This window comes from Streptomyces sp. GL_141 (assembly GCF_057834385.1).
In genome coordinates this window covers 4,565,160-4,587,310 of record NZ_CM174402.1, presented here as the reverse complement: position 1 = coordinate 4,587,310, position 22,151 = coordinate 4,565,160, and the positions used below count along the sequence as shown (strand labels likewise).

The 22,151-nt window shown below is 72.2% G+C and carries 26 protein-coding genes; 9 read left to right on the top strand and 17 right to left on the bottom strand.

From position 1 onward, the window contains the following. Positions 1-66: 66 nt before the first annotated feature. From ispF to AC3IX6_RS20135, 3 genes are all read right to left on the bottom strand, one after another. Entirely contained in the window at positions 67-591 is a 525-nt protein-coding gene (gene ispF / locus AC3IX6_RS20145; protein ID WP_489363285.1) for a 2-C-methyl-D-erythritol 2,4-cyclodiphosphate synthase, read from the bottom strand. After that, positions 581-1,327, bottom strand: coding sequence for a 2-C-methyl-D-erythritol 4-phosphate cytidylyltransferase (gene ispD / locus AC3IX6_RS20140; protein WP_489363283.1), 747 nt, complete (start codon positions 1,325-1,327; stop codon positions 581-583). The genes ispF and ispD overlap by 11 nt, the downstream gene beginning before the upstream one ends. Positions 1,328-1,621: 294 nt before the next feature. After that, on the bottom strand, positions 1,622-2,104 hold the full coding sequence (locus AC3IX6_RS20135) for a CarD family transcriptional regulator (protein WP_003953493.1): 483 nt from the start codon (positions 2,102-2,104) through the stop codon (positions 1,622-1,624). A gap of 635 nt (positions 2,105-2,739) precedes the next feature. Here AC3IX6_RS20135 and AC3IX6_RS20130 point away from each other — a divergent pair. Next, positions 2,740-3,396, top strand: a complete 657-nt coding sequence (locus AC3IX6_RS20130; RefSeq protein ID WP_489363281.1) for a DUF461 domain-containing protein — start codon at positions 2,740-2,742, stop codon at positions 3,394-3,396. Between the two features lie 116 nt (positions 3,397-3,512). Here AC3IX6_RS20130 and phoP read toward each other — a convergent pair whose 3' ends face one another. Next, positions 3,513-4,184 carry a two-component system response regulator PhoP gene (phoP, locus tag AC3IX6_RS20125; protein ID WP_466731699.1) on the bottom strand — a complete coding sequence of 224 codons (672 nt, stop codon included), beginning with the start codon at positions 4,182-4,184 and terminating at the stop codon, positions 3,513-3,515. Positions 4,185-4,189: 5 nt separating this feature from the next. After that, positions 4,190-5,434, bottom strand: coding sequence for a two-component system sensor histidine kinase PhoR (gene phoR, locus AC3IX6_RS20120; protein ID WP_489363279.1), 1,245 nt, complete (start codon positions 5,432-5,434; stop codon positions 4,190-4,192). A 236-nt stretch (positions 5,435-5,670) separates the two neighbouring features. Here phoR and phoU point away from each other — a divergent pair, with 236 nt between their 5' ends. From phoU to AC3IX6_RS20105, 3 genes are all read left to right on the top strand, one after another. After that, positions 5,671-6,348: a phosphate signaling complex protein PhoU gene (phoU, locus tag AC3IX6_RS20115; protein WP_030858619.1), complete on the top strand. Its 678-nt coding sequence runs from the start codon at positions 5,671-5,673 to the stop codon at positions 6,346-6,348. 149 nt (positions 6,349-6,497) lie between these two features. Beyond that, positions 6,498-6,650, top strand: coding sequence for a hypothetical protein (locus AC3IX6_RS20110; RefSeq protein WP_356508369.1), 153 nt, complete (start codon positions 6,498-6,500; stop codon positions 6,648-6,650). 99 nt (positions 6,651-6,749) lie between these two features. Further along, positions 6,750-7,052 (top strand): hypothetical protein, encoded by a 303-nt coding sequence (locus AC3IX6_RS20105; RefSeq protein ID WP_489363276.1) that lies wholly within the window; start codon positions 6,750-6,752, stop codon positions 7,050-7,052. A gap of 1 nt (position 7,053) precedes the next feature. Here AC3IX6_RS20105 and AC3IX6_RS20100 read toward each other — a convergent pair whose 3' ends face one another. After that, positions 7,054-7,242, bottom strand: a complete 189-nt coding sequence (locus AC3IX6_RS20100) for a hypothetical protein (RefSeq protein WP_214951965.1) — start codon at positions 7,240-7,242, stop codon at positions 7,054-7,056. Positions 7,243-7,392: 150 nt separating this feature from the next. Beyond that, on the bottom strand, positions 7,393-8,151 hold the full coding sequence (locus AC3IX6_RS20095; protein ID WP_399384819.1) for a phosphoglyceromutase: 759 nt from the start codon (positions 8,149-8,151) through the stop codon (positions 7,393-7,395). 162 nt (positions 8,152-8,313) lie between these two features. Here AC3IX6_RS20095 and AC3IX6_RS20090 point away from each other — a divergent pair, with 162 nt between their 5' ends. Beyond that, entirely contained in the window at positions 8,314-9,609 is a 1,296-nt protein-coding gene (locus AC3IX6_RS20090; protein ID WP_489363273.1) for an MDR family MFS transporter, read from the top strand. 14 nt (positions 9,610-9,623) lie between these two features. Here AC3IX6_RS20090 and AC3IX6_RS20085 read toward each other — a convergent pair whose 3' ends face one another. Both AC3IX6_RS20085 and mshA read right to left on the bottom strand, forming a co-directional pair. Continuing rightward, positions 9,624-10,217, bottom strand: coding sequence for a type III secretion system chaperone family protein (locus AC3IX6_RS20085; protein ID WP_489363271.1), 594 nt, complete (start codon positions 10,215-10,217; stop codon positions 9,624-9,626). Continuing rightward, positions 10,210-11,598: a D-inositol-3-phosphate glycosyltransferase gene (gene mshA / locus AC3IX6_RS20080; RefSeq protein ID WP_489363269.1), complete on the bottom strand. Its 1,389-nt coding sequence runs from the start codon at positions 11,596-11,598 to the stop codon at positions 10,210-10,212. The genes AC3IX6_RS20085 and mshA overlap by 8 nt, the downstream gene beginning before the upstream one ends. Positions 11,599-11,760: 162 nt before the next feature. On the opposite strand from mshA, the gene AC3IX6_RS20075 reads away from it, so the two are divergent. The 3 genes from AC3IX6_RS20075 to AC3IX6_RS20065 all read left to right on the top strand — a co-directional run bounded on the left by AC3IX6_RS20075 (position 11,761) and on the right by AC3IX6_RS20065 (position 15,415). Beyond that, positions 11,761-12,570 carry a class I SAM-dependent methyltransferase gene (locus AC3IX6_RS20075; RefSeq protein WP_489363267.1) on the top strand — a complete coding sequence of 270 codons (810 nt, stop codon included), beginning with the start codon at positions 11,761-11,763 and terminating at the stop codon, positions 12,568-12,570. A gap of 169 nt (positions 12,571-12,739) precedes the next feature. After that, positions 12,740-13,786 carry a C40 family peptidase gene (locus AC3IX6_RS20070; RefSeq protein WP_489363265.1) on the top strand — a complete coding sequence of 349 codons (1,047 nt, stop codon included), beginning with the start codon at positions 12,740-12,742 and terminating at the stop codon, positions 13,784-13,786. 363 nt (positions 13,787-14,149) lie between these two features. Next, on the top strand, positions 14,150-15,415 hold the full coding sequence (locus AC3IX6_RS20065; protein WP_489363263.1) for a PP2C family protein-serine/threonine phosphatase: 1,266 nt from the start codon (positions 14,150-14,152) through the stop codon (positions 15,413-15,415). 27 nt (positions 15,416-15,442) lie between these two features. Here AC3IX6_RS20065 and AC3IX6_RS20060 read toward each other — a convergent pair whose 3' ends face one another. The 6 genes from AC3IX6_RS20060 to AC3IX6_RS20035 form a co-directional block, all read right to left on the bottom strand. After that, positions 15,443-15,790, bottom strand: coding sequence for a DUF2516 family protein (locus tag AC3IX6_RS20060; RefSeq protein WP_489363262.1), 348 nt, complete (start codon positions 15,788-15,790; stop codon positions 15,443-15,445). Positions 15,791-15,914: 124 nt separating this feature from the next. After that, the gene (locus AC3IX6_RS20055) at positions 15,915-16,481 is read right to left on the bottom strand and encodes a hypothetical protein (RefSeq protein ID WP_489363260.1); all 567 of its coding nucleotides are present in this window, start codon (positions 16,479-16,481) and stop codon (positions 15,915-15,917) included. Between the two features lie 36 nt (positions 16,482-16,517). Beyond that, the gene (locus AC3IX6_RS20050; RefSeq protein ID WP_489363258.1) at positions 16,518-16,973 is read right to left on the bottom strand and encodes a helix-turn-helix domain-containing protein; all 456 of its coding nucleotides are present in this window, start codon (positions 16,971-16,973) and stop codon (positions 16,518-16,520) included. Between the two features lie 231 nt (positions 16,974-17,204). Continuing rightward, positions 17,205-17,966 (bottom strand): putative protein N(5)-glutamine methyltransferase, encoded by a 762-nt coding sequence (locus AC3IX6_RS20045; protein WP_489363257.1) that lies wholly within the window; start codon positions 17,964-17,966, stop codon positions 17,205-17,207. Positions 17,967-18,025: 59 nt separating this feature from the next. Continuing rightward, entirely contained in the window at positions 18,026-19,270 is a 1,245-nt protein-coding gene (locus AC3IX6_RS20040; RefSeq protein WP_489363255.1) for a GNAT family N-acetyltransferase, read from the bottom strand. A gap of 73 nt (positions 19,271-19,343) precedes the next feature. Then, positions 19,344-19,925, bottom strand: a complete 582-nt coding sequence (locus tag AC3IX6_RS20035) for an RsiG family protein (protein WP_489363253.1) — start codon at positions 19,923-19,925, stop codon at positions 19,344-19,346. A 180-nt stretch (positions 19,926-20,105) separates the two neighbouring features. Between AC3IX6_RS20035 and dtd the strand changes: the two genes are divergently transcribed. Then, positions 20,106-20,531, top strand: a complete 426-nt coding sequence (gene dtd, locus AC3IX6_RS20030; protein ID WP_375954174.1) for a D-aminoacyl-tRNA deacylase — start codon at positions 20,106-20,108, stop codon at positions 20,529-20,531. An 8-nt stretch (positions 20,532-20,539) separates the two neighbouring features. On the opposite strand, the gene ygfZ is transcribed toward dtd, so the two are convergent. Both ygfZ and AC3IX6_RS20020 read right to left on the bottom strand, forming a co-directional pair. After that, on the bottom strand, positions 20,540-21,508 hold the full coding sequence (ygfZ, locus tag AC3IX6_RS20025) for a CAF17-like 4Fe-4S cluster assembly/insertion protein YgfZ (protein WP_489363251.1): 969 nt from the start codon (positions 21,506-21,508) through the stop codon (positions 20,540-20,542). Between the two features lie 58 nt (positions 21,509-21,566). Beyond that, entirely contained in the window at positions 21,567-22,034 is a 468-nt protein-coding gene (locus tag AC3IX6_RS20020) for a Fur family transcriptional regulator (RefSeq protein WP_489363249.1), read from the bottom strand. Positions 22,035-22,151 lie beyond the last annotated feature (117 nt).

Below are 22,151 nucleotides of genomic sequence, written 5' to 3'. Positions count from 1 at the left end.
CCTTTCGGCACGCGGGGCCCGCTTTGTTGTCGAAGAGCCGCGGGAGCGGTGTGGGCGTACGGGGTACTAGGCCCGGTTCGTCCGGTAGACGAGGGCCGTGGCGATGGCGGCGAGGCCTTCGGCGCGGCCGGTGAGGCCCAGTCCGTCGGTGGTGGTGCCCGATACGGAGACGGGGGCGCCCGCCGCTGCCGCGAGCGCCTTCTGTGCCTCTTCGCGCCGCTTGCCGATCTTCGGGCGTACGCCGATCACCTGGATGGCGATGTTGCCGATCTCGAAGCCCTCGGCACGGACGATCCGGGCGGCTTCCGCCAGAAGGGTGACGCCGGCGGCGCCGGACCACTCGGGGCGGGAGGTGCCGAAGTGCGCGCCGAGGTCGCCGACGCCGGCGGCGGAGAACAGGGCGTCGCAGGCGGCGTGCGCGGCGACGTCCCCGTCCGAGTGACCGGCGAGGCCGTCCTCGCCCTCCCAGAGCAGGCCGGCGCACCACAGTTCGCGGCCGGTCTCGAAGGCGTGCACGTCGGTGCCGATGCCGACGAGCGGGATCAGCGGGGCCGCGGGGGCGGCGGCGGAGGAGGTGGGGCTAGTAGGCATCGGTGGCCCTCCGGCGGGCGAGTACGGCCTCGGCGAGGACCAGGTCGAGCGGGCGGGTGACCTTGAAGGCCTCTTCGTGGCCGGGGACCGCCACGACGGTGATGCCGAGCTGCTCCACCATGCCGGCGTCGTCCGTGGCGCCCTCGCCGTCGACGGCCACCTTCTCGTGCGCGAGCCGGAGCGTGGCGAGGTCGAAGCCCTGCGGGGTCTGCACGGCGCGCAGCCGGGCCCGTACGGGGGTGGCGACGACCGGCTCGGGCTCGCCGGGGCGGCCGGGCTCGACCTCCTTGACGGTGTCGGCCAGCGGCAGGGCGGGGACGACGGCGGGTGCGCCGTCGCGGACCGCTTCGACGACGGAGTCGACGGTGTCCACGGGGACCAGGGGGCGGGCCGCGTCGTGGATGAGGACGGCCGTGATGTCGGCCGGGAGCGCGTCGAGGCCGGCGCGTACGGATTCCTGCCGGGTCTCCCCGCCGGGGACGACCAGGATCTCCGTGCGCTCGGGCAGTGCGTGCTCGTCGAGCAGCCGGCGCACCTCGGTGGTGTCGGCGGGCGGAGCCACGACGACGACGAGGGCGACCGCACGGGAGCGCGCCATGGCGCGTACGGCGTGGATGAGCATGGGCGTGCCGCCCAGGGTCCGCAGGGCCTTGGGGGCGCCGGGACCGAGACGGACCCCGCGGCCGGCTGCCGGGATCACCGCGGCGGTGCGGTGGGGGCGCGATTCGTCAGACATCAGTAGCTCCGAGCCAGGTTTGTGACTTCGGCCGACATGGGTATGGCCTGAAGGGTGCCGGGTGCGACGCCCTCGCCCCTTCCGTGACGACCGGTCGAGTCGGCTGCCCGGACCCGGCACGCCAGTGGAGTACAGCCCGGCGCTCTACGGGCGATGGTGTACGGGCGGTGCCCGATGACAAGGAGACGTGTCGCCGGGCATGGGTGCAGACATGCCGCAGCGCCCGGCAACAAGTCTCCTTGTCATCGGGCACCGCGGCACAACTGTGTACGGCAAAGCGCACGAATGATCGCGTCAGGACGCGAGCACTTCGTCGAGGAGGGCCTCGGCCTTGTCCTCGTTGGTGTTCTCGGCGAGCGCGAGCTCGCTCACCAGGATCTGACGCGCCTTCGCGAGCATGCGCTTCTCACCTGCGGAGAGCCCACGCTCACGCTCACGACGCCACAGGTCACGCACAACTTCGGCGACCTTGATGACATCGCCAGAAGCGAGCTTTTCCAGATTTGCCTTGTAGCGCCGGGACCAGTTCGTCGGCTCTTCTGCGTACGGTGCGCGAAGCACCTCGAAGACCCGGTCCAGCCCGTCCTGGCCGACTACGTCGCGAACGCCCACGAACTCCGCGTTGTCCGCAGGTACGCGAACAGTCAGGTCACCCTGCGCGACCTTGAGCACCAAGTAGGTCTTGTCCACGCCTTTGATCTGGCGAGTTTCGATAGCCTCGATCAGCGCGGCCCCGTGATGGGGATAGACCACGGTGTCGCCAACCTTGAACGTCATGTGACAGGTACCCCTTCCGTGGCTATCCAGGGTAACACGAGAATCGACCGTTATGAATGGCGTTTTCGCAGGTCAGGGCCCATCTCAGGGCTTGACAACAGCGACAGGAACGTGCTGCGGGAGCCTTCCGGAAGGGGGTATTCGCAGGTCGGAGGCGCTGTGCGGACCGGGCGAAACGGCTACGTTACACCTGCCCGGGTCCCCCGACGATGTGGCGTACGTCCCGTTTTGACGGTTTCCGGGGCGGGAAACCGAACTACTCCGTTCGACTGGCGGCCACCCGTACGGGGTCCGTTCCGGCCCAATCCGGAATTGATCACGAGCGTCGATCACGAGCGGTGTTCGATGAAATCCGGAAATTGATCACCGGAGCCGCGCCGGCCTTTGCGAGCGGGCCTTTTGCGAATGAAAGATCACCCGGCCCCGGCGGGGCAGTGGCGGAACCCGCCGGCGCGGGGCGGGTTCACCGTCGGGGGCCCGGTCAGGGCCCGGCCCCACACTGCGGAGGGTCGGGTGCGGGGGCGGGGTGGCGGCTCGGTAACCTAAGCGCGCTGACACATCCTTAGAGCGGCTTTACTTCGTCGCTCCGAGGCGTCCACCCTTCCCTTCCGTACGTCCAAGGAGTTGCCTCCCCCGTGAGCCGCAGCCTTCGACGCGGCGCCCTCGCCGCCACCGCCGCCGCCTTCTCGCTCGTCTCGCTGGGCGCCTGCGCCGCGGGTCACGACGCGCCGACCCTCCAGGTGAAGCCGGACAACGCCGCCGTCACCAAGGGCGACATCAAGGTCCAGAACGCTCTGGTGATCACCCAGGAGAAGGACAAGAAGGGCCCGGCCGCGGTCTCCGCGACGGTGTTCAACACCGGCACCAAGGAGCAGACGCTCGACGCCATCACCCTTCCGGGCGGCAAGGCCGTCGTGACGCTGAAGCCCGCGGGCAGCGGCTCCAAGGTCGTCATCCCGGCCGGCGGCTCCGTCGTCCTGGGCGGCAAGGGCAACGCCTCCGCCCAGATCGCGGGCGGCGCCGACGTCGTGGACGGCAACGTCCAGAAGATCGTCTTCCAGCTGAGCACCACGGGCGACGTCGAGCTCGAGGGCTTCGTCGTCCCGGCCACGGGCATGTACGAGGGCTACGGCCCGACCGCCGCCCCGGCCGTCCCGGGCGCCACCCCGTCCGGCAGCGCCTCGGCTTCCCCGTCCGGCTCCGCCTCGGCCACGCCGTCCGGTTCCCCGGCGGCCTCGGCCTCGCACGGGGGCAGCCCGTCCGGGTCCGCGTCGGCGAGCACCGGCCACTGAGCCGCGCAGCACCGTAGTCAACGGGAACGGCCCCCGTCCGCTCGATGCGGACGGGGGCCGTTCCCGTATTTCCGGGCCGGCTTACGGCTTACGGTTTCCGGCTCTCGGCTTTCGGTTTACGGCTCGAACTTGTAGCCCAGGCCACGGACCGTGACCAGGTAGCGCGGGGCACCGGGGTCGGGCTCGATCTTGGCGCGCAGGCGCTTCACGTGGACGTCCAGGGTCTTGGTGTCGCCGACGTAGTCGGCGCCCCAGACCCGGTCGATGAGCTGCATGCGGGTCAGTACGCGGCCCGCGTTGCGCAGCAGCATCTCCAGCAGGTCGAACTCCTTCAGCGGGAGGTCCACCTTGGCGCCGGAGACGGTGACCACGTGGCGGTCGACGTCCATCCGGACGGGGCCCGCTTCCAGGGCCGCCGGAGTGACCTCTTCCGGCTCGCCGCGGCGGCGCAGGACCGCGCGGATGCGGGCGACCAGCTCCCGCGAGGAGAAGGGCTTCGTGACGTAGTCGTCGGCTCCTATCTCCAGCCCGACGACCTTGTCGATCTCGCTGTCCTTGGCGGTCACCATGATCACGGGAACGTTGGAGCGGCCGCGCAGCTGCCGGCAGACCTCGGTGCCGGGCAGGCCGGGGAGCATCAGGTCGAGGAGGACGAGGTCGGCGCCGTTGCGCTCGAACTCGTCGAGCCCGTCGGGCCCGGTCGCGGCGATCGCGACCTCGAAGCCCTCCTTGCGGAGCATGTAGGACAGGGCGTCGCTGAAGGATTCCTCATCCTCGACGACGAGCACTCGGGTCACGGAAGGACCTCCGGGGCAGGGATGGCTGGTGCGGTGTGAGGTTCGAGCTGGGGGTGGGCGGGTGCGGAGGCCGTCGCCGGGGCCGGCGCGGCCGCTTCGGGGAGTCGCAGGGTGAAGGTGGAACCCTGGCCCTCCGAGCTCCAGACCGACACCTCCCCGCCGTGCGAAGCCGCTACGTGCTTCACGATCGCAAGGCCCAGGCCGGTTCCTCCCGTGGCGCGGGAGCGGGCAGGGTCCACACGGTAGAAGCGTTCGAAGATGCGCTCGCGGTCCTTTTCCGGGATGCCGATGCCCTGGTCGGTCACGGCTATCTCGATCAAGTCTCCACCCGGCGCGGTCACCCGGCGCGCGGCGATGCCGACGCGGGTACGGGCGGGGCTGTAGTTGACGGCGTTCTCGACCAGGTTTCCGAGGGCGGCCGCGAGCTGCCCCCGGTTGCCCCATACCCGCAGGTCGGCGGTGCCGCCGGCGGCCATGGTGATCTGTTTCGCGGAGGCCGTGTGGCGGCAGCGGTCGATGGCCTCGGCCACGAGCGTGTCCACACGGACGGGTTCCGCGTCCTCCAGGGGGTCGTCGTTCTGTACCCGGGAGAGGTCGATGAGTTCTTGTACGAGGTTGATGAGGCGGGTCGCCTCGATCTGCATGCGGCCGGCGAACCGGGTGACCGCCTCGGGTTCGTCCGAGGCGTCCATGACGGCCTCGGAGAGCAGGGAGATCGCCCCGACCGGGGTCTTGAGCTCGTGCGAGACGTTCGCGACGAAGTCGCGGCGTACGGCCTCGATGCGGCGGGCCTCGGTGAGGTCCTCCACGAGGAGGAGCACCAGGCGGGAGCCGAGCGGGGCGACGCGCGCCGAGACGGCGAGCGCCTCGCCGCGGCCGGTGCCGCGCCGGGGCAGGTCGAGCTCGACCTGGCGTATCTCCCCGTCGCGCCGGGTGTCGCGGGCCATGTGGAGCATGGGCTCCACGGCGAGCTTGCCGCCGCGGACCAGGCCGAGGGCATATGCCGCCGAGCTGGCCTTGACCACCGCGTCCCCCTCGTCGAGCACGACGGCGGAGGAGCGGAGCACGGAGAGGACGGTGTCCACTCCTGGTGGGAGCACCGCGTTGATGTCGGGGCGCATGGAGCTCCGGGTGGGGCGGGCTTGGTCGCGCTCGCTCCAGCGGAACGCCAGCATCGCGATCACACCGGTGCAAAGACCGGCGATCGCTGCAGCTGCGGCGACCGCCGCGTTCACGTCCATGACTCCAGGTTAAGCAGGCCGGGGGACACTTCCACAGCCGTTCGGGTGGCACCTCGAACAGTCGTCGCCCAGAGTTCACCCTGACGACCGTGCTGATTCACTTGGGATGCCGGAGTCGGTCGCGTTCGGGGTTCACCGTGGCAACGTGGGGCCGATGGCCGCACCGGCCCGCTTCCCGGGCAGTACTTGCAGTAGGCAGTAGTAGGTCGTAGTAGGTCGAGAGAGGGACACGAGACATGCGTGACGCGTACCACGAGGAACTGGACTCGATCGGTGAAGGCCTGGTCGAAATGGCCCGGCTGGTCGGCTCCGCCATCGGGCGGGCCACGACCTCCATGCTCGACGCCGACCTGAAGCTCGCCGAGAGCGTCATCGCCGCCGACCAGAAGGTGGACGACCTCCAGCACGACCTGGAGGCCCGTGCCATCGCGCTGCTCGCGCGTCAGCAGCCGGTCGCCACCGACCTGCGCATCGTCGTCACCTCGCTGCGCATGAGCGCCGACCTGGAGCGCTCCGGCGACCTGGCCCAGCACGTGGCCAAGCTCGCCCGGCTCCGCTTCCCGGACACGGCGGTCCCGCGCGACCTGCACGCGACCATCCTGGAGATGGGGCAGCTCGCGCAGCGCCTGATGGCGAAGGCCGCCGAGGTCATCATCACCAAGGACGTCGACCTGGCGCTCCAGCTGGAGCAGGACGACGACGAGATGGACCAGCTGCACCGCACGCTGTTCCAGCACCTGATGGACGACCGCTGGAAGCACGGCATCGAGACGGCGGTCGACGTGACCCTGCTCGGCCGCTACTACGAGCGCTTCGCGGACCACGCGGTGTCGGTCGCCAAGCGCGTGGTCTACCTGGTGACGGGCGAGCACGCGGACGAGCTCCAGGCACCCACGCAGGTCGAGGGCGTCTGACCCACCGGGCCACCGGGGGCCGGTTCGACCCCCGGGGGCTGGATCAGCACCGGGGGCTGGATCAACAACGAGCCCCCAATGCGCCGTTGACGCGGGAGCCCGGCTGGGCATGAATGAGGGCGAAGGCACAACGCCTACGAGGAGGATCCATGTCCGATTCCCCCGTCCCCATCACCCCGGAGCAGGAAGCGCAGCCCCCGGAGGGCCTGCGCCTGCGCTTGCCCCTGCTCGCGGCCTGCGGCTGCGGCTCGGGCTGCGGCTGCGGCTGCCAGTCCGGCGCCCCCTGCCAGTGCGGCGGCTGAGGCCACCCGCCCGGCCGCCCGTAGGCGAAGGGCCCCGTCCGACACCCGTCGGCCGGGGCCCTTCGCATCGGTCCCATCGAGAAGGAGACGGAGACGGCCATGCGCTACGGCCATCCCAGCCAGGAGCAGTTGCGGCGCAACTTCGAGAGCGTCCTGACGAACGTGCTGTCGGGGCGCGGCGTCCGCACCGAAACGGGCCTCGACTCCCTGACGGAGAAGGCCCTGTGGGCGATCGGCCACGCCTTCCCCGAAGCCCCTGACGCACTCGTGGCCGCGGCGTACCGCGCCTTCGCGGGCCAGCTCGACGGCACCAACGCGGCCGCCCGGCGCGCGGAAATGGACCGCAAAATCGCCGCCCGCCGGACGCGCCCCCACCCCCCGGCGCCGCCGCCGGGTCGGTGATTCACCGCTTCAGCGCCCGGTAGCGCTTGAGGAGCGCGGTGATCTTCGCGTGGTCGGCCGCACCGTTGAGCTCGGTGAGCAGGTCGTCCGGGCACAGCTCGTAGTGGTCACCCCACCAGTGGCGCCCCTTGTTGTCCCAGATCCGGTAGCCGCCCGGCACCCCCCTGGCCACGTAACGCCGCCGGCTCACGCCCGCACTCCCATGTCTCCCCCTGCCCTTCGGCGACGACCCCGCACCATCCTGCGCCCATCGGCCCGCAGGAGGAACGCAATTACCGGGCAGACGAAAGCCCCCGGCCCGCACCGTGCGCGCGGACCGGGGGCGTGATCGCTGTGGCTGTTACTTCTTGCCCTGGTTCTTGACGGCCTCGATGGCGGCCGCCGCGGCGTCCGGGTCGAGGTAGGTGCCGCCCGGGTTGAGGGGCTTGAAGTCGGCGTCCAGCTCGTAGGAGAGCGGGATGCCGGTCGGGATGTTCAGACCCGCGATGTCGGCGTCGGAGACCCCGTCGAGGTGCTTGACCAGCGCGCGCAGGGAGTTGCCGTGCGCGGCGACCAGGACGGTGTGGCCGTCCAGCAGGTCCGGGACGATCGAGTCGTACCAGTACGGGAGCATGCGGACGACGACGTCCTTGAGGCACTCGGTGCGCGGGCGCAGCTCCGGCGGGATGGAGGCGTAGCGCGGGTCCCCGGACTGCGAGAACTCCGTACCGTCCTCGAGCGCCGGCGGCGGGGTGTCGTACGAGCGGCGCCACAGCATGAACTGCTCCTCGCCGAACTCGGCGAGGGTCTGGGCCTTGTCCTTGCCCTGGAGGGCGCCGTAGTGGCGCTCGTTCAGGCGCCAGGAGCGGTGGACCGGGATCCAGTGGCGGTCGGCGGCCTCCAGCGCGAGCTGGGAGGTGCGGATCGCACGCTTCTGGAGGGACGTGTGGACCACGTCGGGGAGAAGTCCGGCGTCCTTCAGGAGTTCGCCACCGCGGACTGCCTCCTTCTCGCCCTTCTCGTTGAGATTGACGTCCACCCAGCCGGTGAACAGGTTCTTCGCGTTCCATTCGCTCTCGCCGTGGCGGAGGAGGATCAGCTTGTACGGTGCGTCGGCCATGCGTACGAGCCTAATGGACGCACCCGCCCGCCCGCGCGCGGTGTGTACGGCGTGTGGACGGTCCCCGATTGACGCCGGCCGTCAATCCAGTGGCTCCGGAAGACCTCGGTCCGTAGGGTCCGAACGAGTAGAGGGACGCTTACATCTCCGGGGGGATTCCGTATGTCCGTTGCCAGTGTGAGACGGGCCGCCCGCGAGAGCGTGGCGGGTCTGCCCCGGGAGTTCTGGTGGCTCTGGACGAGCACGCTGGTCAACAGGCTCGGGGCCTTCGTCGCCACATTCATGACCTTGTACCTGACCCTGGAGCGGGGCTATTCGGCCTCCTTCGTGGGACTTGTGGTGGCGCTCCACGGGCTCGGCGGTGTGGTGTCCTCGCTGGTCGCGGGCGTGCTCACGGACCGGCTGGGCCGGCGGCCCACGCTGATGGCGGCGCAGGCGTCGACCGCGTTCTCGGTGGCGCTGCTCGGGTTCATGGAGCACCCGGCGGCGATCGCGGCGGTGGCGCTGCTGGTCGGCATGACCTCCAACGCCTCGCGGCCGGCGGTGCAGGCGATGATGGCCGACATCGTCCGCCCGGAGGACCGGGTACGGGCCTTCGCGCTGAACTACTGGGCCATCAACCTCGGCTTCGCCGTCAGCTCGACCGTGGCGGGCTTCGTAGCCGAGTACAGCTACCTGGCCGGGTTCCTCGGCGAGGCGGCCCTGACGCTGGTGTGCGCGGTGCTCGTCTACCTCAAGCTGCCGGAGTCCCGGCCGGAGAAGACGGCGGCGGAGAAGGCGGCCGCCGAGCCGGAGGTCCGGCTGGGGACGGTGCTGCGGGACGGGCGGTTCATGGGCGTGGTCGGGCTGTCGTTCCTGATCTCGCTGATCTTCATGCAGGGCTCGTTCGGGCTGCCGCTCGCGATGGGCGCGGCCGGGTTCTCCACCGTCGACTACGGGCTCGTCATCGGGGTCAACGGCGTGCTGATCGTGGTGCTGCAGATCCCGGTCACCCGGTTCATCGAGCACCGCGATCCGCAGAAGCTGCTGGTCATCTCGGCGCTGCTGGCCGGGTACGGGTTCGGGCTGACGGCCTTCGGCGGCTCGGTGTGGAGCCTGGCGCTGACCGTCTGCGTGTGGACGCTGGCCGAGATCGTCAACTCGCCGACCCAGATGGGCCTGGTCGCGCGGCTCTCCCCGCTGCACGGGCGCGGCCGCTACCAGGGCATGTACACGATGTCGTGGGCGGTGGCCTCGCTGATCGCGCCGCTGATGGCGGGCTTCGCGATCGAGCACTTCGGCGCGGGCTGGCTGTGGGGTGCGACCGCGGTCCTGGGAACCATCGCCGCCGCGGGGTACTGGCTGCTGATGAGGGGGCTGCCACAGGGCGAAGCGAGCCCGGTGGAGCCGGTCGTGGAGCCGGTCGTGGAGGTCGCGGCTCCGGCCAAGGCGACGGATCCGGTGGCTCCGGCCGCCTGACCCGCCTGACCCGCCTACTCCGGCCGCGCCGCCGGCCCCGACGGCTGCGTCAGGTTCTTGAAGGCGTCCAGGTTGCGCGTGGACTCGCCCCGCGAGACCCGCCACTCGTACTCCCGCCGGATCGCGCTCGCGAAACCCAGCTCCAGCAGGGTGTTGAAGGCCCCGTCCGCGGCCTCCAGGACCGTGCCGAGCAGCCGGTCGAGGTCGTCGGGGGTGATCACCGACAGGGGGAGGCGGGCCGTCAGGTAGACGTCGCCGAGCGCGTCGACCGCGTAGGCCATGCCGTAGAGCTTGAGGTTGCGCTCCAGCAGCCACCGGTGGACGCCGGCCTCGTTCTCGTCCGGGTGGCGGATCACGAAGGCGTTGACCGACAGGGAGTGCTTCCCGGCCTTGAGCGAGCAGGTGGTGCTCAGCTTGCGGGTGCCGGGGAGCCGGACGACGTACGCGCCCGGTGACGGGCTCTCCCAGCTCAGTTCCGCGCCGGTCAGCGTCGCTTCGATGATCGCGGCGGTGTCGGCGGAGTCGGTGCCGGCGGAGTCGGTGCCGGCGGTGTCGGTGCCGGTGCCGGCGGCGGGATCGGTGCCAGCGGTGGGGTCAGCGTCAGCCATGGTGGGAGCGTACGTGACGGCGGTGATCATGCATCGCCCCCGTGTACACGTCGGCCGTGCCGCTCGCGGCGGTGTCCCAGCCGAAGAACTGCGCGTGCCGCGCGGCCGCCGCGCCCATCCGGTCCGACAGCCCCGGCTCGTCCACGAAGCGCCGTAGCTCGCGGGCGTAGTCCACCGGATCGTGGCCGGGTACGAGGATGCCCGTCACCCCGTCGTTGACGGCGACGGGCAGCCCGCCGACGGCCGCGGCCAGCACCGGGGTGCCGGTGGCCTGCGCCTCTATGGCGACCAGCCCGAAGGACTCGTTGTACGAGGGCATGACCAGGACCGACGCCGCCCGGAACCAGTCCGCGAGCGCGTCCTGCGCCACCGGCGGGTGGAAGTGCACGAGGTCCGCGATGCCGAGCTTGGCCGCGAGCTTCTGCAGCCCCTCCGGCTTCGCGAGCCCGCTGCCGCTCGGCCCGCCGACGACGGGTACGAACAGCCGGGCGCGCAGCCGCGGTTCCCGGTCCACCAGCTCCGCGACGGCCCGCAGCAGGATGTCGGGGGCCTTGAGCGGCTGGATGCGGCCCGCGAAGAGCGGGATGACGGCGTCCTGCGGCAGCCCGAGGCGGGCGCGGGCGGCGGCGCGGCCGTCGGCGACGGTGAAGCGTTCGAGGTTCACGCCGGGGTGGACGACGGCGACCTTGCCGGGGTCGGCCGCGTAGTGGCGGACGAGCTCGTCGGCCTCCTCGGCGGTGTTCGCGATGAGCCGGTCGGCGGCGTCGACGATCTGCGTCTCGCCGATGACGCGGGCGGCGGGCTCGGGGGTGTCGCCCTCGGCGAGCGCCGCGTTCTTGACCTTGGCCATGGTGTGCATCGCGTGCACGAGCGGGACGCCCCAGCGCTCGGCGGCGAGCCAGCCGACGTGGCCGGAGAGCCAGTAGTGGGAGTGGACCAGGTCGTAGTAGCCGGGGCGGTGGCGGGCCCAGGCCTGCATGACGCCGTGGGTGAAGGCGCACAGCTGGGCCGGCAGCTCCTCCTTGGCGAGGCCCTCATACGGACCCGCGTCCACGTGCCGTACGAGGACTCCGGGCGCGAGCTCGACCACGGGCGGCAGGCCGCCGGTGGTGGCCCGGGTGAAGATCTCGACCTCGATGTTGATCGCGGCGAGGCGCCGGGCCAGCTCGACGATGTAGACGTTCATCCCGCCGGCGTCGCCGGTGCCGGGCTGGTGCAGCGGAGAGGTGTGCACGCTGAGCATGGCGACCCGGCGCGGCTTGCGGTGGCCGCCGACGGCGGCGGGCAGGCGCAGGCGGGGCGGCTCGTGGCGGGTGCCGGAACGGGCCGCGGCGAGGCGGCCGCCGATGCTGCCGCCGATGCGGGACACGTACTGGCTCAAGGGAGCAGTTCCTCTCGCTCGGACGGCATGACACCGAGAGCGCTGTCGCGCTCTTCTAGGAGTGCAACCCGAACGGCCGTCCCCCGCATTCCGGGACGGGCGGTTTTCCTGCTCCCGTGCGGGATTTTTATCGCGCGGGAGCGCTCCGCTTACTCTCTGCACATGGCCTCCCGCTCCGCCCCTCCCCCTCGTCGCCCCGTCGGCACGGTGACCCGCGGGACGACGAATCCGAACCGCCTGCGCCGCATGGACCGCTGGATCGCGGCGACGCACGGGGCGGCCCTGCGGCGCGCGGACGACCCGGTCGCGGTGGACCTCGGCTACGGGGCCGCGCCCTGGACCGCGGTGGAACTGCTGGCCCGGCTGCGGGAGGCGGCTCCGCGGGTGCGGGTGGTCGGCATCGAGATCGAACCGGCCCGGGTGGCGGGCGCGAAGCCGTACGAGCGGGAGGGCCTGAGCTTCCGGCACGGCGGCTTCGAGGTGCCGCTGGACGGCGGGGTGCGGCCGGCGCTGATCCGGGCCGCGAACGTGCTGCGCCAGTACGACGAGGAGCAGGTCGAGGCGGTGTGGGAACGCTTGTGTTCCCGGCTGGCTCCGGACGGGCTGCTGGTGGAGGGGACCTGCGACGAGATCGGGCGGCGGCACGTGTGGGTCGCGCTCGGGCCCGAAGGGGCGCGCACGGTGACCTTCGCGACCCGGCTGGGCTCCCTGGAGCGCCCCTCCGACCTGGCGGAGCGGCTGCCGAAGGCGCTGATCCACCGCAACGTGCCGGGCGAGCCGGTGCACGCGTTCCTGCGCGACTTCGACCGGGCGTGGGCGGCGGCGGCTCCGTACGCCTCCTACGGTGCGCGGCAGCGCTGGATCCGGACGGCGCGGGCGCTGTCCTCGGACTGGCCGCTGGCGGACGGGCCGGTGCGGTGGCGCCAGGGGGAACTCACGGTGCGGTGGGAAGCGTTGAGGCCCTCGGGGTGACGGTGGCCGCCGGGACCAGGGGGGTTGCCGGGGCGAGGGAGGCTGCCGGGGCGATCGGGACGCATCGGATGGATATCCACAAGGGTGTTGGAATTCACCGACTCGTGGCACCATCCCGAAGGCAATCACAAGTTACTGACGATTAGTCAATCCGGTGTCTGGGGGGACCATGAGGAAACGACGACGGGGTTCGATCGCCCTCACACTGCTCTGCGCGATGGCGCTGCTGTCCGCGCCCGGCGCACTGGCCGGCACCGCGTTCGCGGCTCCGGAGCCCCAGCCGAAGTCCCTGGAGCAGGTCCGCAAGGAAATAGAGGGCCTCTACCGCGAGGCCGGCACGGCCACGGACGCCTTCAACCTCGCCGAGAGCGAGACCAAGACGCAGTCCGACAAGATCGTGGAGATCGCCAACCTGGTCCTCGCGGGCCAGGACCGCATCACCGCGCTGAAGGGCCGCGCGGGCGCCGCCGCCCGCGCCCAGTACCGCTCGGGCGGACTGCCGCCCGGCGCGCAGCTGGCCCTGAGCAACGACCCGACGCAGTTCCTGGACGGCAACGACCGGCTGCGCCAGGGCGAGAAGGCCACCTCGGACCTGCTCTCCGAACTGAACCGGACCCAGACCGACTTGCAGCAGTACGCGCGGGACGCGAGCGCGCACTGGGAGTCCCTGGAGGCCAACCGGGTCAAGCAGGAGACCGCGAAGAAGCAGGTCGAGGACAAGATCAAGGCGGCGGAGGAGCTCGAGAGCAAGCTGGAGGCCGAGCAGAAGGCCCGGCTGCTGGAGCTCGAGGCGGAAGCGCAGCGCAAGGCGCAGAGCGACTGGCTGTCCACGGGCGGGATGACCGGCTCCACGGGCGCGGCGGCCACCGACGCGGGCAAGCGGGCCGTGCAGTTCGCGGCCGCCCAGATAGGGAAGCCGTACGTGTGGGGCGCGGAGGGACCCGGTTCCTTCGACTGCTCCGGGCTGACCTCGCAGGCCTGGCTCGCGGCGGGCAAGGGCATCCCGCGCACCTCGCAGGAACAGCTGCGGCTGCCGAAGGTCGCGGTCAAGGACATGCGGCCGGGCGACCTGATCATCTACTTCGACGACGCGAGCCACGTCGGGATATACGTCGGGGACGGCGCGATGATCCACGCCCCGCGCCCCGGCCGCAACGTCACCATGGCGGGCGCGGGCTCCATGCCGATCAAGGCCGTGGTCCGGCCGGACGCGTAGCGGCGGGAGGCGGAGCGGCCGGCCGCGTACCGGCCGTACGGCGGCCGTACGGCGGCCGTACGGCGGCCGTACGTGTAGCGGCCGGACGTGTAGCGGCCGGACGGCGGCCGTACGCGTACCGGCCGCTCGCTCACCGTGACCACCCGCCCTGCGGGACGGCCCGCCCCGACGGCGGTACGTCTCGGTGGGCGGGACGCCGTACCCCCGCGCCGTGACGTTGGTCATTCGTCGACGCGGACTTTCCCACCCGATAACGGCATATGCCGGAGCCCCGCGCCGGACCCGCCATTCCGCTTCCCTCGTCCCGCGGCTAGGGTCGCCGGACGAGCGAACCCCCGAGGGGGCGGGAAGGAACCGGAGACGATGCCCGTACCCGTACCGCGGCAGAGGGACATCCCGGGCACCGAGAGCGGCCCGGGCGCCACGTCGTCGCTCACCCTGCTGGTGATCGAGGACGACCCCGCCGGCGGCCTCACCGTCCCCGAGATCCTCGACGCCGACGGCCACCGCATCCGGCTGCGCAGCGCCCGCAACCTCACGGAGGCGGCCCGGCTGCTCACGCCCGACGTGAACTGCGTCCTGCTCGACCTCGCGCTCCCGCACGGCCCGGGCGCCGGCTCCGGCTCCGGCTCCGGCTCCGGCGAGGCCGCCGCGGACCCCTTCGGCGCGCTGCGCCAGGTGCTCCGCATCGCCCCGCGGCACGCGGTGCTCGTGCTCACCTCCGAGGACGACGCGGAGCGCGCCGCGGAGGCCGTACGCGTGGGGGCCCAGGACTTCCTGTTCCGCGACGAGCTCGACGGGCGGCTGCTCAGCCGCGCCATCCGCTACGCGGTGGAGAGAAAACGGGCGGACATCGCCCAGTACAAGCTTGCAGAATCGAAACTGCGGGCCCAGGAGAACGCCCGGCTGGAACGCGGGCTGCTCCCGCACCCCCTCCTGGAGGGCTCCGACCTCCGCTTCGCCGCCCGCTACCGCCCGGGCCGCAGCCGCGCGCTCCTCGGCGGGGACTTCTACGACACCGTCCGCACCCCCGACGGCACCGTCCACGCGATGATCGGCGACGTCTGCGGCCACGGCCCCGACGAGGCCGCCCTCGGCGTCGAGCTGCGCATCGCCTGGCGGGCGCTGACCCTGGCCGGCCTGTGCGGCGACGACCTGCTCGCCACGCTCCAGGAGGTCCTCGAGGTCGAGCGCCCCTGCGAGGAGATCTTCGCGACGCTGTGCACGGTGGACATCGCCCCGGACGGCCGGCGCGCGGGCCTGTGCCTGGCGGGCCATCCGGCACCGCTGATCTCCCGGCCGGGCCGCCCCGCGCGACTGCTCCCGTACGAGAACAGCGGCCCGGCGCTCGGCCTGCTGCCCCGGGCCCGCTGGCCGCGCCGCCAGGTGGAGCTGGGCGGCACGTGGAGCCTGATGCTCTACACCGACGGCCTGATCGAGGGCAAGATCGGGCAGGGCAAGGAACGGCTGGGTCAGGACGGCATGGTCGAGATGATCAACCGCCACCTGGCCGACGGGCTGAGCGGCGAAGGCCTGCTCGAAGCCTCCGTGACCGAAGCCCGCCGCCTCAACGGCGGGGAGCTGACGGACGACGTCGCCGTCGTCCTGCTCTCCCGCGCCGAGGGCTGACGGGGGCCGGGACGCCTCTCGGCGCGGCTACCGGCCGCCGTTGTAGGGCCCGTACGGCCCGTCGCTGCTGCTGCCGCCACCGCGCCGGCCGCCACCGCCGCCGCCCGAGACCTGCTTGAGCGCGGGGCGCACGTCGACGAAGAACACGATGCTGGCGACCAGCCCGGCGATCTGCAGGAAGAGCATGCCGAGGAAGAAGTCCACGACCACGGTGATGCCGAGGATGACCAGCCAGAAGGTCTTGGTCTGCTTGCCGGCCGCCCGGTACGCGTCCTCGCGTGCCGTCACCGCCAGCACGAAGGCCACCACGGCGAGCCCGAGCATGGCGAACCCGAGCAGCGGAAGCACTGCTCCATCGAACCCGTTCATCAACATCGCCTGACCGCCTTCTCACGCCTCGCTCGCCGGATGCCGCCTGCCTCCACGCTACCGGCAGAGCCCCGTTCCCAAACCACAACGGACCGGACGCCCCGCGGGTGCCCGGTCCGTCACGCCGAAATCAGCTCTCGTCGGCCGGCTCGGCGGCGGCCTTCTTGGCCGCGGCCTTGCGCGCCGGAGCCTTCTTCGCCGCGGGCTCCGCGACGGGCTCGGCGGCGGGCTCCGCCACCGGCTCGGCAGCCTCCGGCTCCACGACCACGGCGATGTCGACGATCTCCTCGGAGACCTCGCCGCGCCACGCCCGTACGGTCTGCTCACCGTGCTCGGCGACCTTGTCGTAGGCCTCCTTGGCCTTGACCGCGTACTCGGCGGCCACGCCGACCCCGCGCAGCGCCAGGTCCTGGGCGGTCTCCCCGAGCTTCTTCGCGTCGATCGCGCCGAACACCTCGGCGACCGTGGCGGTGACCGCCTCCTGCGCCTCCTTGGCCTTCCCCTTGGCCTTCTCCTGCACGGCCTTCGGGTCGGTGTTCTTCACGGCCTCGATGCGCGCGGGGGCCTCGGCGCGCAGCTGCTCGATCAGCCCGGGCACCTTCTTGGCCTGCTGCACGGCGAGGTCGGCGGTGCCGGCGGCGAAGTAGAGGGGGGTCGGGTCGGTGAGGGTCTTCTTCAGGTCATCGGCGATGGCCATGTGGTGGTCCTCCCGGATCACAGTCTCAGTTCGTGCTCAGTGCGTACTCGTCTCGGCATCGCCACCACCGCCGTCGGCGGCTTCCGCTCCCGCGCCGGCTCCCGCCCCGGGTCCCGCCCCGGCCTCCGCTGTCTCCGCGGCGGCCTCTGCGGCGTTCTCCTTGCGGAAGGACGCGTAGATCTGGAGCAGCACCTGCTTCTGCTGCTCGCTGATGGTCGGATCGGCGAGGATCACGGCCCTCGTCTCCACGGCGTCCCGGTCCCGCTCGTCCAGGATTCCGGCCTGCACGTACAGCGTCTCGGCGGAGATCCGCAGCGCCTTGGCGAGCTGCTGCAGGATGTCCGCGCTCGGCTTGCGCAGCCCGCGTTCGATCTGACTGAGGTACGGATTCGACACCCCCGCCGCATCGGCCAGCTGCCGCAGCGAAAGCTGCGCCTGCCGCCGTTGCTCGCGCAGGTACTCGCCGAGATTTCCGACGTTGAGCGATGCCATGCCTCGATCCTGCCGCACCCTGCTAACTATTGCAAGCAGCTGCTTGCAATAACTCCCACCCTCGGTCGCCGAAGCAGTGAAAGGCATGCCAAGAGCCGGGGACGACCGCGGCGGCGGCGTACCGGTCGACGTCGAGCCACACGGCGGGTGGGTCTTCGTCAGGCGCGTGGGGCCCCCTGGACCTCGGTCGGCACCAAGGTGACCGAGGACCCGGAGCTCGGGCGGGGCGGGCTACGGCGCCGTCGCGATGATCACCGTCGCGTGGTACTCCTCCGAGGTCACCGCGCGGACCGACAGGCCCGCCGCCGTCAGGGCCGAGGCCGTGATCGGGGACTGGCGGGCGCTCGTCTCGATCAGCAGGGTGCCGCCCGGTGCGAGCCACGGCGGGGCGCCCGCGGCGACCCGGCGGTGGACGTCCAGGCCGTCCGCTCCGCCGTCCAGGGAGACGGGCGGCTCGTGGTCGCGGGCCTCCGGCGGCAGCAGGCCGATCTCCCCGGTCGGGACGTACGGGGCGTTGGCCACCAGGACGTCCACCCGGCCCCGGAGCCCGGCGGGCAGGGGTGCGTAGAGGTCGCCCTCCCAGACCCGGCCGCCGTACGGGGCCAGGTTGCGCCGGGCGTAGACGAGCGCGGCCGGGTCGATGTCCGCCGCGTGCAGTTCGACCCTCGGCACCTGCGCGGCCACAGCGGCGCCCAGCGCGCCCACCCCGCAGCACAGGTCCACGACCACCGCGCCGGGCCGGGCCGCCGCCACCGCCTCCTGCGCGAGGAACTCGCTGCGCCGGCGCGGCACGAAGGCCCCCTCGCCGACGGCCATCCGCAGCCCGCAGAACTCCGCCCAGCCGACGACGTGTTCCAGCGGTTCGCCCGCGACCCGCCGGGCCAGCAGCCCCTCCAGGTGCCCCGCGTCCTCGGCGGCGGCCGTCAGCAGCTCCGCCTCCTCCTCCGCGAAGACGCAGCCGGCCGCGCGCAGGGATTCCACCAGTGTTGCCACGTACCTCAGTCCTCGTGTTCGCAGTTCCGGTTCGGCGTTCTACGGTTCGGTTCGGCCGCTCAGAAGATGTCCGGGCACCACGGCCGGCGCGCCGTGCGGAACACCGCGTCCGCGAGCGCCAGCGCCCCGGGGCGCTCCTCCGTGATCGCGCCGAGCGCCGCCAGCCGCACCGCCGACTCGTCGCCCAGGTACAGCGCCCCGAGCGTGCCCACGTCCAGGCGCAGATCGGCCGGCTCCTCCGTACGTACGCAGTCCCCCGCGCCCGCGTCCAGCCGGTAGCGCCCGCCCGCGGGACCGGACGCGTCGACGACGTCCAGGACGAGGACCCCGGGCACGGCGTAGGTCCGCGCGGCGAGGGCCCGTACGACGTCCAGGACCCGCACCCACAGCCAGTCCGCCGAGGTCACCGTCCGGGCGGCGCGCGGGTCGGGCAGCAGCCGGGTGACGAGGTCGTCGGGGGCGCGGTAGCCGGTGCGGACCTTCACCACCCAGTCGATGGAGCACAGGAACCGCCACAGCGCCCGCTCCACCTCCGGGGTGAGGGCGAGCAACTGCCGTACCTGCACGGTGTTCTGCGGAACCTTGGCATCGGTCCAGTGGTCGTCGGCGGTGTACCGGACCAGGCCGGCCACCTCCCCCCGCGCAGTGCGGTACACCGCGTGGAAGGACGGCGTGTACGGGTTGTGGGACATCGTTTCGGCGCCCGTGGTCACCCGCCACCAGCGGGCGTCGCGGTTCACCGCGCCCGGCGTGGCCGCCCGCAGCCGCTCGTGCAGGGCCGGGCCCAGCTCCCGTACCTCGGCCTCGTCCACGAGGTCGATCCTGCCGCCGTCACCGGGGACGGCCGCGCGCGGATCGAGTCCGGTGCGCGGTACGTCGATCTCCCATTCCGAGACGGAGGTGGCGGGCCCGTACCCGTACCGCCCGTAGATCGGGTACTCGGCGGCGATCAGCGTCGACACCACGTCGCCGCGCGCGTGGGCGGCAGCCAGCTCGGCGGCCATCATCCGGGTCAGCAGACCCTGCCTGCGGTGCGTGGGCGCCACGGTCACGTTCGTGACGGCGCTCGACGGGACGAACGCCCCGCCGGGCACGGTCAGTTCCTGCGGGAAGGAGCGGAACGTCGCCACGCACCGGCCGGTGTCCGCATCGAACCCGCCCTGGGTCCGGGAGCAGTCGGCGAACGAGGCCGCCATGGCGTGGTCCTCGGCCGTGGGATGCGCCGCGTTCAGGAAACCGGTCTGCAGGGCACGCAGCCACACGGGAAGTTCGGATGCGGCGATCGGCCGGACGTCAGCGCTCATAGCCACCCACGCTAATCGGCCCGGCCCGGCCCCGTCGCCCGGATTTTCCGCGGGCCCCCGCACCCCCGCCCGGTCAGGCCAGCAGGTCGTCCACCTGCGCCTCGCCCTCCCGGTAGCGCCGGGTGATCTCCGCGCTGCAGTCGTCGGCCGTGCGCTGGAGCTGCTGGCGGCGCCGCGAGACCTGCTGCTCGTAGCGCACCAACTTGCCCATGCCCTCGTGGAGTTCTGCGTCCGTGCGCGCGCCCAGGTCCGACAGCTCCACGTCGGAGAGCATCTCGGCCGCCAGCAGCCGGTACTCCTCCCCGTGCGGGGTGCCGAGCGTGACGTGCCGGGCGGAGGCGCTGCGGCTGGAGGGGGCGTCCGCGAGGATCTCCGAAAGCCGGTCCACCACCGGCGCCTCGGGATCCGTACGCCGGGCGAGCTCGGCGCGCAGGATGTCGATGCGGCCCTGGAGCAGGCGCCGTACGTAGCTCAGGTCGGCCTCGTCGCGCTGCGCGTCGCGGCGCAGCCCGCGCAGCTCCGGCAGGCCGAGCGCGGTGGTCGCCGTCGCCGGCGCGTCCGCGGCCCCGGTCCGCTGCGCGGGCGGACGCGGCGCCGCCGGGGCCTCGGCGGACGCCACGGAGCCCACGGGGGCGACGGGCGCCCCGGATCCCATGGGTCCGATGGGCGCAGAAGCAGGTGCGGAGGTACCAGAAGTATTCATGCGTTCGTGTCCGTCCCCTCGACCGGTGCTGGGGGCACCGCCTGCGTGCATCGTGCCACTCCCCGCGGTACCGACGCAGTCCCACTCCACCCGATCGGCCCCGGACGGGTGCACGCCTGGTACACAGGTGGTATGCGAGCAGTGGTGCAGAGGGTGGACGGCGCGAGCGTCGTGGTGGCCGGCGAGACCGTCGGGGAGATCGTCGGGGAAGGGCTGTGCGTCCTGGTGGGGGTGACCCACGACGACACCCCGGAGAAGGCGGAGCTGCTGGCGCGCAAGCTCTGGTCGGTGCGGATCCTGGAGGCCGAGAAGTCCTGCAGCGACGTGAACGCGCCGCTGCTGGTGATCTCCCAGTTCACCCTCTACGGAGACGCCCGCAAGGGCCGCCGCCCCACGTGGAACGCGGCCGCGGGCGGTGCCTTCGCCGAGCCGCTCGTGGACGAGGTCGTGGCGCAGCTGCGGGCGCTGGGCGCGACGGTGGAGACGGGCCGGTTCGGCGCGGACATGCGGGTCTCGCTGACCAACAACGGCCCGTTCACCATCGTCATCGACATCTAGGGCGGCCGCTACGGCGCTACGACGACCTCCTGTGCGGCGGCCGTCTTGCCCACCAGCAGCGGGGCGTCCACCGGGACGTTCCGCTTGACCAGCGCGAGCGCGATCGGGCCCAGCTCGTGGTGGCGGACCGAGGTGGTCACGAAGCCCAGCTGGCGGCCCTCCTCCCCGTCCGCGGCCAGGCGTACGGGCGCGCCGTGCGCGGGGAGCAGCACCTCGGAGCCGTCCAGGTGCAGGAAGACCAGCCGGCGCGGCGGCTTCCCCAGGTTGTGGACGCGGGCCACCGTCTCCTGGCCGCGGTAGCAGCCCTTCTGCAGGTGCACGGCGGTGCCGATCCAGCCGAGTTCGTGCGGGATGGTGCGGTGGTCGGTCTCCAGGCCGAGCCGCGGCCGGTGCGCCTCGACGCGCAGGGCCTCGTACGCGAGGAGCCCGGCGGCCGGGCCGTGGGAGACGGCGAAGGCCTCCAGCCCGTCGCGCGGCAGGAACACGTCGCGGCCGTACGGGGTCTCCCGTACGGCGAGCTCCTTGGGGACCTCGGCGATGGAGCCGGCCGGCAGGTGCACGACGGCGAACTCGGCGGTCCGGTCGGCGACTTCCACCCGGTAGAAGAAGATCATCGACTCCAGGTAGGCGATCAGCGCCTCCTGAGTGCCGGGCTCGACGTGCATCCACGTCGTCTCGCCGTCGTCCACGAGGTAGAGCGCGTGCTCGATGTGGCCGTTCGCGGAGAGGATCAGCGCTTCGGTGGCCTCGCCGGCCGGGAGCGCGGTGACGTGCTGAGTGATCAGCAGGTGCAGCCAGCTCAGCCGGTCCGAGCCGGTGACGGTGACGACCCCGCGGTGGGAGAGGTCGACGAAGCCTCGGCCGTCGGCGAGTGCGCGCTGTTCTCCGTACAGCTCTCCGTAGTGGGCGGCGACGCCCTCGTCGCGGCCTTCGGCCTGTACGGCGCCGGGGAGATGGAGCAAAGGGCTGCTGGTCATGCCACCAGCCTACGACCCCGCCCCGGGCAGTCCTAGGGCACGCCCCGGTGCCCGCCGCCTAGTGCTGCTTGGCGGCGCAGTTCTTGCAGCGGCCGAAGATCGCGAAGTGCTTCATGTCGGTCTCGAAGCCGAAGGTGTCGCGGAGCTTGGAGATGAACTCGGCTGCGATGTCCACATCCGCCTCGATGACCTCGGTGCAGTCGCGGCAGACCAGGTGGATGTGGTGGTGCCGGTCGGCGAGGTGGTACGTGGGGGCCCCGTGCCCGAGGTGGGCGTGCGAGACCAGCTTCAGCTCCTCCAGGAGCTCCAGCGTGCGGTAGACCGTGGAGATGTTGACCCCGGAGGCCGTCTTGCGCACCTCTACGAGGATCTCGTCCGGGGTGGCGTGCTCCAGGGCGTCCACGGCTTCCAGCACGAGTTGGCGCTGCGGGGTCAGGCGGTATCCGCGCTGGCGCAGGTCGCTCTTCCAGTCGCCGCCGTCGGCGGCGGCGTTCTCGGTGTGCTCGGTGCTGTCGGTGGTCACCACCCGGCCAGTGTAGGCCTCGGGTCCGCAGGAGGGGAGCGGGGAGGCGCCGCGCATGCGGGAGCCCCCGGCGGCCGGGGCGGCCGGGGGCTCCTGCGAACGCTTGCCACGGGTCGTGCG

Bases quoted from the DNA above. Each gene is read 5' to 3' on its own strand.
- ispF (WP_489363285.1), bottom strand. From the start codon at position 591: ATGCCTACTAGCCCCACCTCCTCCGCCGCCGCCCCCGCGGCCCCGCTG.
- ispD (WP_489363283.1), bottom strand. From the start codon at position 1,327: ATGTCTGACGAATCGCGCCCCCACCGCACCGCCGCGGTGATCCCGGCA.
- AC3IX6_RS20135 (WP_003953493.1), bottom strand. From the start codon at position 2,104: ATGACGTTCAAGGTTGGCGACACCGTGGTCTATCCCCATCACGGGGCC.
- phoR (WP_489363279.1), bottom strand. From the start codon at position 5,434: ATGGACGTGAACGCGGCGGTCGCCGCAGCTGCAGCGATCGCCGGTCTT.
- phoU (WP_030858619.1), top strand. From the start codon at position 5,671: ATGCGTGACGCGTACCACGAGGAACTGGACTCGATCGGTGAAGGCCTG.
- AC3IX6_RS20110 (WP_356508369.1), top strand. From the start codon at position 6,498: ATGTCCGATTCCCCCGTCCCCATCACCCCGGAGCAGGAAGCGCAGCCC.
- AC3IX6_RS20105 (WP_489363276.1), top strand. From the start codon at position 6,750: ATGCGCTACGGCCATCCCAGCCAGGAGCAGTTGCGGCGCAACTTCGAG.
- AC3IX6_RS20095 (WP_399384819.1), bottom strand. From the start codon at position 8,151: ATGGCCGACGCACCGTACAAGCTGATCCTCCTCCGCCACGGCGAGAGC.
- AC3IX6_RS20090 (WP_489363273.1), top strand. From the start codon at position 8,314: ATGTCCGTTGCCAGTGTGAGACGGGCCGCCCGCGAGAGCGTGGCGGGT.
- AC3IX6_RS20085 (WP_489363271.1), bottom strand. From the start codon at position 10,217: ATGGCTGACGCTGACCCCACCGCTGGCACCGATCCCGCCGCCGGCACC.
- AC3IX6_RS20075 (WP_489363267.1), top strand. From the start codon at position 11,761: ATGGCCTCCCGCTCCGCCCCTCCCCCTCGTCGCCCCGTCGGCACGGTG.
- AC3IX6_RS20070 (WP_489363265.1), top strand. From the start codon at position 12,740: ATGAGGAAACGACGACGGGGTTCGATCGCCCTCACACTGCTCTGCGCG.
- AC3IX6_RS20065 (WP_489363263.1), top strand. From the start codon at position 14,150: ATGCCCGTACCCGTACCGCGGCAGAGGGACATCCCGGGCACCGAGAGC.
- AC3IX6_RS20060 (WP_489363262.1), bottom strand. From the start codon at position 15,790: ATGTTGATGAACGGGTTCGATGGAGCAGTGCTTCCGCTGCTCGGGTTC.
- AC3IX6_RS20055 (WP_489363260.1), bottom strand. From the start codon at position 16,481: ATGGCCATCGCCGATGACCTGAAGAAGACCCTCACCGACCCGACCCCC.
- AC3IX6_RS20050 (WP_489363258.1), bottom strand. From the start codon at position 16,973: ATGGCATCGCTCAACGTCGGAAATCTCGGCGAGTACCTGCGCGAGCAA.
- AC3IX6_RS20040 (WP_489363255.1), bottom strand. From the start codon at position 19,270: ATGAGCGCTGACGTCCGGCCGATCGCCGCATCCGAACTTCCCGTGTGG.
- AC3IX6_RS20035 (WP_489363253.1), bottom strand. From the start codon at position 19,925: ATGGGATCCGGGGCGCCCGTCGCCCCCGTGGGCTCCGTGGCGTCCGCC.
- dtd (WP_375954174.1), top strand. From the start codon at position 20,106: ATGCGAGCAGTGGTGCAGAGGGTGGACGGCGCGAGCGTCGTGGTGGCC.
- ygfZ (WP_489363251.1), bottom strand. From the start codon at position 21,508: ATGACCAGCAGCCCTTTGCTCCATCTCCCCGGCGCCGTACAGGCCGAA.